The 13494-nt window shown below is 36.1% G+C and carries 9 protein-coding genes; 6 read left to right on the top strand and 3 right to left on the bottom strand.

Going from position 1 to position 13494, the window contains the following annotated elements:
* Positions 1-13 precede the first annotated feature (13 nt).
* The 3 genes from HHL20_RS11705 to HHL20_RS11695 form a co-directional block, all read right to left on the bottom strand.
* Positions 14-727, bottom strand: a complete 714-nt coding sequence (locus HHL20_RS11705) for a T9SS type A sorting domain-containing protein (RefSeq protein WP_169231373.1) — start codon at positions 725-727, stop codon at positions 14-16.
* Complete coding sequence (locus HHL20_RS11700; protein ID WP_169231962.1) at positions 728-1456, bottom strand: S8 family serine peptidase; 729 nt, start codon at positions 1454-1456, stop codon at positions 728-730.
* A gap of 85 nt (positions 1457-1541) precedes the next feature.
* The gene (locus tag HHL20_RS11695; protein WP_169231372.1) at positions 1542-1883 is read right to left on the bottom strand and encodes a hypothetical protein; all 342 of its coding nucleotides are present in this window, start codon (positions 1881-1883) and stop codon (positions 1542-1544) included.
* Between the two features lie 546 nt (positions 1884-2429).
* Between HHL20_RS11695 and HHL20_RS11690 the strand changes: the two genes are divergently transcribed.
* From HHL20_RS11690 to fabD, 6 genes are all read left to right on the top strand, one after another.
* Positions 2430-5288: a SusC/RagA family TonB-linked outer membrane protein gene (locus HHL20_RS11690; RefSeq protein WP_169231371.1), complete on the top strand. Its 2859-nt coding sequence runs from the start codon at positions 2430-2432 to the stop codon at positions 5286-5288.
* A gap of 13 nt (positions 5289-5301) precedes the next feature.
* Positions 5302-6906 carry a RagB/SusD family nutrient uptake outer membrane protein gene (locus HHL20_RS11685; RefSeq protein WP_169231370.1) on the top strand — a complete coding sequence of 535 codons (1605 nt, stop codon included), beginning with the start codon at positions 5302-5304 and terminating at the stop codon, positions 6904-6906.
* 120 nt (positions 6907-7026) lie between these two features.
* Positions 7027-8964, top strand: coding sequence for a putative porin (locus tag HHL20_RS11680; protein ID WP_169231369.1), 1938 nt, complete (start codon positions 7027-7029; stop codon positions 8962-8964).
* Between the two features lie 12 nt (positions 8965-8976).
* Complete coding sequence (gene bshC / locus HHL20_RS11675; RefSeq protein ID WP_169231368.1) at positions 8977-10563, top strand: bacillithiol biosynthesis cysteine-adding enzyme BshC; 1587 nt, start codon at positions 8977-8979, stop codon at positions 10561-10563.
* Positions 10564-10600: 37 nt separating this feature from the next.
* A complete protein-coding gene (locus HHL20_RS11670; RefSeq protein ID WP_169231367.1) occupies positions 10601-12535 on the top strand; it encodes a LysM peptidoglycan-binding domain-containing protein in 1935 nt (644 codons plus the stop codon).
* A gap of 70 nt (positions 12536-12605) precedes the next feature.
* A complete protein-coding gene (gene fabD, locus HHL20_RS11665) occupies positions 12606-13481 on the top strand; it encodes an ACP S-malonyltransferase (protein WP_169231366.1) in 876 nt (291 codons plus the stop codon).
* The last annotated feature ends 13 nt before the right edge of the window (positions 13482-13494 follow it).

The following is a 13494-nucleotide window of genomic DNA, read 5'->3' as shown; positions in this document are numbered from 1 at the left end:
AAGAAATTCAATATTACTCTTTAATAAATTTAAAGCTCTTCTTCATCCCTTTTTTACTACTATAGCTTACAACATAATTCCCTTTTTCTAAGCTGTTTACGTCAAGTCTGTTATCTGTCAATGATGTATTTAAAACCATTTTTCCTGATACATCGTAAACCGTAACTTTCAAATTACTTTCGATTTCATTGATATAAATATAATCTTTGGCGGGATTTGGATAAAACTGCGTTACTTCTTTTTGTTGAGTTTCTCCAACACTTAAAATACTTAGAGACCCGGCTGTTGCAATTAGAGAAAAGTTCTGACTGCCTCCGGATAATGTTCCTTTGTGGGTAACAGTTATTGTGTATGTTCCTGAAGGATTATTAATGTCTATTCTTTCAAAATTATCCGAATCATTAGTTCCTGTATTCGTTGCAGTATCGAATGGTGCAGACATGCCCTGCATTTTCCATGGATAATAAGTGATTCCATCTTTGGTAATTTTTATATCCAGATCATTTACCAGATATTTTGTAGTTGGACCTACAGTGCCGGAGTTTGAAAATGGAGATTGAGGATCTGTCCAGGAGATGGAAATCTTCAAAGGAGTTGTACCACTTGCAGTAATTGTTTTTGTATAAGTAGCGCCGTTGTTCAAAGAAAGTTCATCAATAATGCTTTTTGTAGAAGTTACAGAATTTTTGTCTCGTATAACAATGGCGGCTTTTTCCGCATTTACCAATCACCATCCATATTCATAGTCCGGACCGGGCCAATATCCCGCCTCATCTGCTGTGTGTAATATTAATCCTTTTACAGTGGCAGATCTCATGTAGTTGGAATAAAGTTGCTTGTAATACTGCTGTAATAGTAAGACAACGCCGGTAATTCCCGGTGACGCCATGGAGGTTCCGGATAAAAGACCTGTAGCCGTATTGGAGGTGCTTAGTGTAGACCTTACACTTACTCCCTTCATAGAAATATCAGGTTTTATTCGGCCATCGTCCGATGGTCCCCAGCTGCTGAAAGAAGACATCGTTACACTAGATTCATCAATATAGTTAGAAACTTCACTCACAGCGGCAACAGTCATGACGTTCTTTGCATTGCCATGTCCGAAGATTAAATCATATCCGCCTTTGTTGGAAATTTGAACAGATCCTGGCGAGGTAGTGTCATTTCTGCTATTGCCTGCTGAAACCACCGGCAGATAATACGGATTATTATAACAGATCTCATCAAATGTTTGCGCTCTAGAATCGTATGCACCATAAAACCAAATATTGCTCAATGCACCAAAACCATACGAGTGATTGGATGTTAATAATCCTGAGCTTGCTTGTGACAGTATTTCAGAAAGATCATCATTCCAGTCATAATTAAGTACTGAAGCGTTGAATGCAATACCTTTTACTGTCGATAGAATTCCTTGAGCACAAATAGTTCCGGTAACATGAGTAGCATGATCTATATTTGCAGCTCATCCATATTGGTAAGCTTGGAGCTTCCGCCGTCCCAAACGCCTGCGATCATATTTTGTCCCTGTATAGTAAGACCTAAACTGCCGCCATTATAAAGTTTATTAGCTCTTGCGGTGATCGAGGCGCCGGCATTATCAGTTTGGCATAAATATATTCGCCATTAGGTAAAACATCGATAAGCTCTCGGACTCCTAAGTTTGGCTGGCTGATTTTTTTTGAATATCCGGAATTCTGACTTAGAAATCTGGATATTCGCAAATCACGCTGAGATTTTTCAACATTTAATCTATGTTGCAATAGTGTATTAGCGCTTTTATTAGATTGAATTGAAATTTCTTTTCGCTCATCGGCGGTTTGGCCCTGTAATGTGAAGAACCAGGAAACTGCAGTAAAAAGTAATAATCTCCTATTTTTCATATTGATGTGTTTACGTAAGCAGTAAAAATAGAAAAACTGTAATTCTTTCAAAAAATCTTTACGTGAAAAAAATCTATATCTTAATTTCCTTTAACATTTGTATTGAAAAATTTTGATACTGTGGAAAATATTCTAGTTGATGAAAAAATGAATTTTTAACCAAAAGATTTCAGAATATTTAAAATTTTGTTTTAAATAAGACATTACAGAGAACTGTGGTAAAAAAATAAAGTCATCTTGTCAGTTGAAAAAAAGAGATCTACTGTTATTCTATAATTAATAAGAGTTTGTATTTGCTTGAGTAACTATATTTTATAAATTTAGAATAATTCTAAATAATTTTTTCTATTAAAAATTAATACACTCATAATTTTTTTTTACAAAAATTTTTTTCTTTAAAAATAATTATGAATTAATATTATAAATTAAAAATTTGCTTTTGATTAATTTAAAATACTGTATTTCAACATGTTGCGATCTGTTGTTGTTTGGTGATTTTAATATTTATTAACATATTTGTCTCATTAAATATTAAAATTTGTTAATATGAATGTGAAATTACGAGTATTAAGCGCAGGTGTCTTGTTCTTTATGGGAGGACAGGCACTATTAGCGCAAAAAACAAAAAATGATACTGTTCCTAAAGAAAAAGCCATTGAAGAAGTGGTTGTTTTGGGATATAGTAAGACTGCTACTAAAGCATCTTCTACGGTTTCTTCAGTAACGGTAGGGTCCGAAACAATAGAAAACAGACCTAACATATCTGTTCTTAATTCCATCCAAGGAACAGCCCCTGGTATAGTTGCAAATTCTAATTCAGGTTCTCCTGGTTCTGGACAATTCAATATTTTGATTAGAGGAATTAGTTCATTAAATGCATCTACGGATCCATTATATGTCGTTGATGGATTGATAACATCGTCCTCTCAATTTAGAAATTTAAACCCCGCTGATATTGATACGTTTACTATTTTGAAAGATGCGCAGGCTACTTCAATCTATGGAAATAGGGCAGCTAATGGTGTTGTTGTAATAACAACAAAAAGAGGAAAATACAACTCTGCTTTAAAAATTTCTTATGACGCATTAACTTCTTTTTCAACCTATCCGAAGACAGATTATAATATGTCAAACGGCAAGCAATTATTGACTATTCAGAATCAATATGGAGGAGGGTTTGGATCTACATTGACTCAGCAGGAAATAGATCAATGGAACATTGATACAGATTGGACTAAACAATTTATGAGGACTGGGTTTTCTCAACAGCATAATTTAAGTTTATCTCTAGGAGGCGAAAATATAAATAATTATACATCATTAGGTTACTTAGAGTCTGAAGGTATTATAAAATCTACTGATTTTAAAAGATTTACGTTAAGGAATAATTTAAGTGGGAAGTCTAAAAATGGAAGACTCAATTATGGGACAATCATTGGTCTGGGCTATTCAAGAAGAAATCAGCTTGATGACGAGACGAATACTGCAATTAATGCGAATGTTATTCAGAACCCGTTATTTGGATCTATTCTTTCTCCTACTTATGTGGCTCCATCTCCTTACTCTAACGGAAGGGATTTGTTTAATGCCATTGGCACTGATACCGCAGGAAATCGGCCATGGATCCTTCAAGACATTATCAATGGAGGTATAAGAAATCAATTCACGGAAATTAGCATAGCTGCTAATGCTAATGCAAGTTATAAAGTTACAGATTATTTAACTATTGGTAATAGGACAGGAATTGATTACAAAGAATATGAAAGGATTTTTGCCAGGGCAGCAAATGGATATCTTTCTCTCGCTGTAGCTGCTGGACAAAGTGCTCAATATGGTGGTTTTGAGCAATTTAATACAACAAAAGATTTAACTTTCAACTCTGTAACCAATGTTACTTTTAATAAAGAGTTTGGAGACCATAATGTTACTGTCTCAGCTTACTTGGATTATAATAAGATACACTGGGCAAATAATACCCAACAGCAAAATGGATTAAACCCTCTTAACTGGGCCTTTGGCGCAGGTACTGGATATGTTCCATTTAACCCAGCTACTCCAAATATATACAGACCTTCAGCGACAGCCCAAAAGGTTAAGGCAGGAACATTAGGTTATTTTGCTACTTTAGAATATGACTATCAGAATAAATATGGTTTGGATGCGGTAGTAAGAAGAGATGGCTCATACAGATTTGCTCCTGCAAATAAGTGGGAAACATTTTGGTCAGTAGGACTTAGATGGAATATCGATAAAGAAGCTTTTATGGAAGGTTCTGGTTTTGAAATGTTAAAATTAAGGGCTTCATTAGGTACATCCGGCAACCAAAACTTAACTGCACCGGCAAATAATGTTAATCCTTTGATTTTATTACCAACTGCATACCTAGATCAGTATGGTAGTAATACAGGTTACCAAAATTTACCAGGATATGGATTAGGTAATTTAGGTAATACTGCTTTAAGATGGGAAGAGGTAAAGCAATCCAATATTGGTTTAGACTTTAATTATAAAGGTGTTTTAACGGGAAGTGTAGACTATTATCAAAAAAGAACATCAAGATTATTCAATAATATCAATGTTTCTGGTGTAACTAGTGTTTATACTATTAATGGTAATAATGGTATTTTAGATAATAAGGGAATTGAAGCACTCTTAAGATATAATGCGATTAGAAACGAGAATTTTAAATTATCTGTTTTTGCTAATGCAGCATACAATTCTAATAAAATTGTATCAATGGATAAGGAGAATTTAACTGGTGATGTAGTAGATGCAATAGGTGGTCCGGCAAGCCAATTTCAATTGTATCCTTATTTAGGTGTTGATCCTGCTGATGGAGAACAATTATTTTTGGACATAAATGGAAATGTAACCAAATCTCCAACAGCTAATGACAGAAGATTAACAGGAAAGTCATCGAATCCCAAATTCACAGGAGGTTTTGGATTTAATGTTGATTATAAAGGATTTTTTCTAGATACTTTATTTTCTTTCCAACAAGGTGGTTATATCTATGATAACTTGTACTCTTGGGTAATGGATCCTTTCTACGCTGGTAATAACATTAATGTATCAGCAGATTTATTAAATTCCTGGACACCTACAAATACTGGGGCCAACCTTCCTTCTTTAAATGCAAATAATGCTGGATTAGAAGGTTCTTCAGATAGATTCTTATTCAAATCAGATTTTATTAGGCTAAAGAATATTTCGCTTGGATATAATTTTACAAAAAGCCAGTTAGGAAATTTACCAGTTAGATCAATTAAATTGTTTGTTCAAGCAGAAAATATTTATACCTGGTCTAGTTGGAAAGGTTTTGATCCAGAGCCTATAACCTCATATTCGTTGAATGTTTATCCAAACCCAAAGACTGTATCAGTAGGGGCTAATATTGATTTTTAAAATAGAATAAAACATGAAAAAGATATTTAAAAGCGTAATTGTAGTATATTCACTTTTAGCTGTGAGCATTGTTTCCAATAGTTGTAATGATGCAGTAGATATAGATCAGCCAGGTTTTATTGATGATAATGCAATATTTACCAGTGTTTCAAATTTGAATGATTTTTTAGTGGGTTCTGTGTATGGAACTTTAGATACCAATAATGAAATTTATGTTGGCGCGGTAATTTCTGATGAAGTTAAGCCTGGAAGTGGCAGCGGAGGACAAGAGTTTCAGTTACATCGTTATTTTTTGAATAATTCAGAAGGTCTTGTTTCTGGAATTTGGTTAACGCATTATAGGGTTATCAATAGAGTAAATAGACTTCTTGAAGGGGCTAGTAAAATTACCCCTTCTTCATCAGAGACTGCACAATATAACAGTATTATTGCACAAGCAAGAGCTATAAGAGCATATTCTTATGTTCAATTAGAATCACTTTTTTCCACAGATATGACTAATCCAAATGCTTTAGGTGTTATATTAGTGAAAGATATCCCGGATACGGATGCACAATTGCCCAGATCAACAAATCAGGAAGTGTATGATTTCATTAATGCTGATCTGGATTATGCAAGAGGTATTTTAGCTTATTCTTTACCGACAAATGCAGCTGCTAGATTCTATGTAGATAAAGGTTTTGTAAATGCTCTTTCGGCAAGGTTCAATGCGTATAGAGGGAATTATACTTTGGCTAAACAATATGCTCAAGATGTAATTTCAAATTCAGGATTAACATTAACGGTAGCGACTCCGATTACAGGAGGTACTTCTGGGGTATTTACTAATCCAACGCCGCCAGCTACTTTACCAGTTAATCAGACTTCAGCATGGAACTCTGCTTTCTATGGAATTGCATCCTCATTTAATCCTTACAGAAATCTATGGAATGATTCTTCTAGAGGAGAAATCATATTTTCTTTAAATAGATTGGCAACTGGTAATGGAAGTAGTATTGGCACAAGGTGGAATACAAATACATCGACTGTTTCTGGAGTACCAATGTGGTTTCTTGGCAGAAATTTATTCAATTTAATAAATGTACAAGGTGATATTAGAAGATATGCTTATGTAGACCCTACATCAATTGTTGACCTAAATTATGCTACAAGTACTGCCCCAATTAATACAGATAAGTTGATAATTGATAAATATCCGGGAAAAACAAGTGCTGCTACTCGAAACGATTTAAAATTATTCAGACTATCCGAAATGTATTTCATTTTAGCGGAAGCAGAAGTGTCTGCTAATAATTTGTCTGTTGCACAATCTCTAATTCAGCAAGTTAGAGTTGCAAGGAATTATTTGGGTCTGGCAACAACACCTGTCTATACAAGTGCTCAAGTTGCTTATGCAGATATTTTAAAAGAACGTAGAGCAGAATTAGCATTGGAAGGGCATCGTTATATTGATCTTAAGCGTCTTGCTGCAAAAGCTGGAGTAACCATGGATAGAAACGCTACTGATGATATTGTTACAGTTACGAATTTACCTAATGGTGATTATAGGTATACCTTACCAATTCCTTTAGATGAAACAGCAGCTAACCCAAATTGTCAACAAAATCCTGGATACTAAGATATATTCAAACTAATTATTTATTAACTCCGTACATTCGTGCGGGGTTTTTTATTCCCCATTATTTCTTATTTTTGCCTTACAAAATTTGCACTTGCATTTTTGTATAAAAATCGACACATGAAGTATATACTTTCAATAATACTCTTCTTAAGCCTTACGGTAAATGCTCAGGTCAGAAACAAGACCGATTTAAATCAGCTTCCTAAGAAAGGAGAAGATACTTTGGTCATTGATTCTGGAAAGAAAGATTCCTTGAGAATATTTAAACCAACGATTAACGATTATTTATATCAGACACAATTTGCGGAGAAGAAAGTATTTGACACCGTAATGACTTTTGATAAAACCTATATTTTTTCACAATACAACAACAGGGATAACTTTGGAAGAGTTCAGGTGGCAAACATCGGGGCAGGATTTAATCCTCTTTCTTATGAACTCAATCCCGAACAGAACCTGGAACTGTTGCCCACCAATAAATCGTATGGTATACTTAGTGTTAATGATATTCATTATTATGATGTAAAGACTCCAACCGCAACATTCATTTATCATAATGCTATGAAAAATGGGGCGGCACTTAGATCTTCATATACCCAGAATATCGGGAAGAGATTCAACTTTTCTTTGGAATACAGCGGATTAAGATCTCAGGGAATGTACAGGAACTCCTTAGCCTCCAATAACAATACCTTATTTTCAGGGCATTACGTTTCCAAAAGCGGAAACTATGAATTATTTGCCCACTATCTCCATCAGAATGTGAACAACCAGGAAAACGGTGGAATTGCGGTAGACAGCCTTTTCCAAAACGGAAACAGCGATTCCAGGAACAGACAAAATATGCAGGTCAATCTCGCAGCATCAAGCTCTCAGTTTTCGTATCGGAGGTATTACCTGACGCATCAGTTTGCGCCATTCAATTCAGAAAAGATCCCTTTTAAAATAAGACACACCATTTCTCATCAGGGAAATAAATATTATTATACCCAGAACACGCCGGAAGCATTTTGGTATGAAGCCCCACAACAGCTTGTACCAGACGGGCCTTTATCTTCAAAAAAATACTCAGACAATTTTAGCAACACCGTCAGTCTGGTTTGGGATAATGAAAAGTTTAAACTTGATGCCGGAGTCCGATATCAGATGCTGAAATTAGGATCCAGTCAGGTCATTTTACCATTGGTTGAAATCCCTGCGGAGATTAAAGAAAACAGAATAGGAGCAGTAGGTAATCTTCAGATTAAATTATTCAACAAGTTTCAGCTTAATTCATTTTTGGAATTCTCAAACGGAAGCCAGTTCGGAAGTTACCTTAGAACGGCGAATAATCTGAAATTTGAACCAGTAAAAGACTATTTTGTCAATACAAAATTGAATTTTCAGACTGCCTATCCGTCATTTAATTATCTTCTGAATACTTCAATTTACAACAATTACAACTACTACTTTCAGAACGCAAAGAACCAGACGGTAATGGAAGCAGGAGGAAGTCTTAACCTTAAATGGTTCAAAACCGAATTGTTTGCCAATTATTTCAGAATTGAAAATTATACCTATTTTGATGTAGCGGCGATGCCGAAACAAAGCGAAAGTTCAGTGAATATCTCCCAGATCGGGGGTGATGCTACATTCAGTTATAGGAATTTCCATTTAAATACAAGATTGCAGTTCCAGAACGTGCTGACAAACAAAGACCTTCTGCCGTTACCGGGATTTATCGGACGGGCGAATTTCTTTTACCAGTCAAAAGCGTTTAAAAATGCTGCCGAAATACAGGCCGGTATAAAAGTGTACTATTTCTCAAAATTTGCATCAAGACAATATTTCCCTATTCTTAACGAATACATTCTGCCGGGTGCAGATTCTTTCTCAATTGGCGGCCAGCCGATTGCTGATATTTACTTTAATATGAAAGTCAAAAAAATGTTCTTCTTTATTGAAGGCCAGCAGATAGGTACCGTTATTTCTCACAATAAAGCGTATGCATTCCCAAGTTATCCGGTCTATGACTTTAGACTGAACATCGGGATTGTATGGTATTTGTTCAACTAAAATTATAACAGGTTGAAAACAATTAATAAAATATCTTTTCAGGATATAGACAGTATACCTCAATTGGTAAAAGATTTTTTAAATCAGAAAATTGAAGGTTTCGAAGAAAATACCTTTTCTTTAGATCACTTTAAAAATAAAATAGACGAAAAGCAAAACACTTTTACAAAACAGCAAAGAGCAAGTCTTGCGGCTGTATTGGAAAATCAGCTTTCGGATCTCATGCTTTCAGTAAAGCAAAAGCAGAACTTACAGGATATAAAGCTCGAAAATACATTCACAATCACGACAGGACATCAGTTGAATCTTTTCTCTGGACCGGTTTTCTTTGTCTATAAAATCCTGCAGACCATCAAAACATGTTCTTATTTAAAAGATAACTTCCCGGAATTCAATTTTGTTCCGGTATATTGGATGGCGTCGGAAGATCATGACTTTGCCGAAATCAATCATTTTAAAACAGAGAATAATTATTACGAAATCAATGAAAAGTCTGGTGGAGCAGTGGGAAGAATTCCTGTGAGTGATACATTTTTCATTTCAGAATTCGAAAAAGAATTTAAAGACTTTGTTTTCGGCACCGAATTGATTTTAATGCTGAAAGAAGCCTACAAAGCGGGCAATACTTTAACGCAGGCCATTCAGATATTGGTCAATCGCCTGTTTTCAGACTTTGGTCTCCTGATTCTTGACGGGGATTCAAAGGAGCTGAAAACGCAAATGAAACAGACGTTCACGGATGAACTTCTGAATTTTAGTTTGTTTGAAACTTCAAAAGAAAAAGTAAATCTTTTAACGGATAAGTACGGAAAAGTACAGGTAAACCCACGGGAAATCAATCTTTTTTACCTCACGGAAACCAGAGACCGGATTGATTTTAACGGGAAAAAATATGTAATTGTTGACAAAAACATACAGTTCACACAAGATGAAATTCTGCAGGAGCTGGAAAATCACCCTGAGAAATTCAGTCCGAATGCATTGATGCGCCCCGTATATCAGGAGACGATATTGCCTAATCTCGCCTATATTGGTGGGAACGCCGAAATAATGTACTGGCTGGAACTGAAGGATTATTTCACGAAAATAAAACTACCTTTCCCGATTCTGATTCCAAGAAACTCAATGTTGTTTCTAAACAAAAAGACTTTAGGTAAAATTGAAAAACTGCAGTTAAATATTGAAGATTTCTTTAAGAACTTCACAGCTATTACCAATAATAAGATCTTGGACAATCATGAAATTCTGCAGTTGCTTGAGGAAAAAGAAAACATCCTGCAGCAGCAGTTTTCAGAATTAAAAAGAGTCTCCGAAACTACTGAGAAATCTTTCGGAAATATGGTGAAGGCAGAAGAAGTGCGGCAGATGAAATCTTTTGAAAGATTCAAAAAAAGATTACTTCACGCCGAAAAAATTAAGCAGAAAGAACTGCTCGAAAGACTTGAAAATCTATTTTTGGAGGTACATCCATCCAAGAACTGGCAGGAAAGAGTGTACAATTTCAGTGTTTTTTTTGCAGATCATGGTACTGCATGGCTTGAGACTTGTTTAGAAGAAATGCAAATTGACGAGTCAAAATTAATAATTCTTGCCATTTAATTTTAAAGAAGTATTTTTGTAAATATAATGATCCAATATGATAAAGAGGTTTTTTATTCTGTCCAGTTTATGTATGGTTTTGGGGGTGTCTGCTCAGAAATCGCACACCGTTGTAAAAGGCGATACTCCTTATAATATTGCTAAAAAATATGGGCTTACTGTAGATGAACTGCTGAAGCTTAACCCATCCGTAAAAGATGGAAAGCTGGCAATCGGGGAAGTTTTAACCGTAAAAAATGATAAAGCGGGAACGTCGGCTAAAGCGGCTGTTTCCACAAAACCTGCAGGGAATGCACAGTTGGGTAAAATTGTACTTCAGCCGAAACAGACCATTTACGGAATTACGAAGCAGTACAGGATTTCAGAAACTGATCTCAGAAAACTCAATCCTGACCTCGAATCTCACATGAAGATCGGTGATGAAATTACCCTGCCTCTTGAAAGCATAAAAAAATATGGAGCCGGGCAACAAGCTGCCGTTTCAACAGTAAAACCTGAAGAAAAGATCGTAGACACCTCTGCTGTTACGGTTTCAGAAGGAGAATATATTGTCCAGCAGAAAGATAACTACTATAAAATTTCAAAACAGTTCAATCTTACCAGAGAAGAACTTTTCGCTTTAAATCCAGGACTTGAAGATAGAGGGCTAAAACCCGGCGATAAAATTTCAGTGAAGAAATCCGGAAACGAAAATGCATCCGGTGCAGATGTTTTTGAAGAAACCAAAAATTCAAAAGCAAAAGTAGATTCCGGAAACGAAAACTCTTCTAAAAGCAGCAATGCTGTCGCTGCTGACGATTATGTTACATACACTGTTCAGCAGGGAGACACCGTATTTTCCATTGTCAATAAATTCGGAATCTCTATTGATGAACTAATTGCATTAAACCCGGAATTATCCAGAGGGTTAAAAGCCGGAATGGTTTTAAAGATCAAAAAGCTTGATCCTGCCTATGTAAAGAAAAACGGCGATGCACTGAGTGTTGTAGTAATGCTGCCTTTCGGGTACAGTACGGGTGAAACACAATACAGAACAATGGCTCTTGATTTCCTTACGGGAGCAAAACTAGCCATTGAAAGGAATGCGAGAAACGGACAAAAATTAGACATCAAAATTGTTGATTCCGGAAATGAGGCTTCTTTCCGAAACTCTTTAACACAGATAAATCCGGATAATACCGACCTTATCATCGGGCCATTCTTCAAATCGAATGTGGTAGACGTTCTGGATTTTACAAAAAATCAGAAAATCCCCGTTGTAGCTCCTTTTGCTAACTCTCCGGAACTCTATAATTACAGCAGTCTCATTATCGTTGAAACAAACGATCAGACCTATGCGGATAAAATTGTAGAAGAAGTAAAAGCGGCATATTCTGACCAGAAAATATATATTCTTGCTGACGCTAAAAAAGAAAACGCCAACTACATCAAGGCAGGTCTTGAGAAAATCTTGAAAAATCCAAACGTGACAATTGTTAATTCGGCTTCAGATCTCCAGCTTGACCAGAATATGATGACCGGGCAATCGGCTCCTGTCATTGCGATTCTTGCAAGTGATAACGATGCAACCGGTGAAGCTTTTGCCAATAAGGTGATCGCATTGTCTAAAGAAGTTCAGGGCGTAAAAGCATTCAGCATGCATTATGTTCCGGCTTTTGAGAAAAAAGTGGATGATCTTGCTTTGGCAAACCTGGTGTATCTGATGGACAGAAAAATCAATACAGACGGAAATTTTGAAAAAGAAATTCTTGCTGCTTATAAAAGTAAATACTGTAAAACACCTCCAAAATATGCGATTATCGGTTTTGATGTAGTAAACGATATGCTTACCCGTGAAAACAAAAAAGGAGAGATTTTTAAACAAATGAATAAAGTTCAGACCCAGCTGGCAACGAAATTTGAGTTTGTAAAAGCAAAAGCAAACGGAGCCTACGTCAATACGGGCTATCGGGTAATCAGACTGGTTCCGTAACATCTGATTAACTTCTAAAGAATATTATTAACATTATATTTATATTTGCAAAAATATTTTAAATTAATACATGAAAGCACTTGTGTTTCCTGGGCAGGGTTCTCAGTTCGTAGGGATGGGAAAAGAATTGTATGATTCTAGAAAAGACATCAAAGATCTGATGGAATCTGCCAACGAAATTTTAGGATTCGATATCCTTTCTATCATGTTCAGCGGAACGGATGATGATCTTAAAAAAACCGAAGTTACCCAACCTTCAATTTTTATACATTCGGTTGCTGCCCTGAAAGCAGTAAACGGGCTCGGAGCAGAAATGGTAGCAGGGCACTCTTTAGGAGAATTTTCGGCGTTAGTTGCCAACGGCGTGTTATCTTTTGATGACGGATTGAAGTTGGTTTCTGAAAGAGCAAAGGCAATGCAGGCAGCTTGTGATGCCAACCCAAGCTCAATGGCCGCAATACTTGGGCTGGAAGATGCCAAAGTAGAAGAGATCTGTTCCAAAATCAGTGGAATCGTTGTTCCTGCTAACTACAATTGTCCGGGGCAATTGGTGATCTCAGGTGAAACAGCAGCTGTTGAAGAAGCTTGTGTACAATTAAAAGAAGCAGGAGCAAAAAGAGCCTTATTATTACCTGTAAATGGTGCGTTTCACTCTCCGTTGATGCGGCCTGCACAAGAGAGACTCGCAGCAGCGATTGAGCAGACAAAATTCAGAAAAGCAACAATTCCTGTGTATCAGAATATTACCACAACGGCAGTTTCTGATCCCGATGAAATTAAGAAAAACCTGATTGCGCAGCTTACAGGTCCTGTAAAATGGACGCAGTCGGTTCAGAATATGATTAAAGACGGTGCCAATAACTTTGTAGAAGTAGGACCGGGAAGAACGTTACAGGGACTGATCAAGAAAATTGACGGTTCTGTTGACGTGGCATCTGCAATCTAAATAAACAATACAA

Source organism: Chryseobacterium cheonjiense, assembly GCF_012927265.1.
GTDB classification, from domain to species: domain Bacteria; phylum Bacteroidota; class Bacteroidia; order Flavobacteriales; family Weeksellaceae; genus Chryseobacterium; species Chryseobacterium cheonjiense.
This window is presented reverse-complemented; position numbering and strand designations above follow the sequence as displayed.

What these genes read in the sequence shown, in the direction of transcription:
- HHL20_RS11695 (WP_169231372.1), bottom strand. Translation starts at nt 1,883, where the DNA reads ATGAAAAATAGGAGATTATTACTTTTTACTGCAGTTTCCTGGTTCTTC.
- HHL20_RS11690 (WP_169231371.1), top strand. Translation starts at nt 2,430, where the DNA reads ATGAATGTGAAATTACGAGTATTAAGCGCAGGTGTCTTGTTCTTTATG.
- HHL20_RS11685 (WP_169231370.1), top strand. Translation starts at nt 5,302, where the DNA reads ATGAAAAAGATATTTAAAAGCGTAATTGTAGTATATTCACTTTTAGCT.
- HHL20_RS11680 (WP_169231369.1), top strand. Translation starts at nt 7,027, where the DNA reads ATGAAGTATATACTTTCAATAATACTCTTCTTAAGCCTTACGGTAAAT.
- HHL20_RS11670 (WP_169231367.1), top strand. Translation starts at nt 10,601, where the DNA reads ATGATAAAGAGGTTTTTTATTCTGTCCAGTTTATGTATGGTTTTGGGG.
- fabD (WP_169231366.1), top strand. Translation starts at nt 12,606, where the DNA reads ATGAAAGCACTTGTGTTTCCTGGGCAGGGTTCTCAGTTCGTAGGGATG.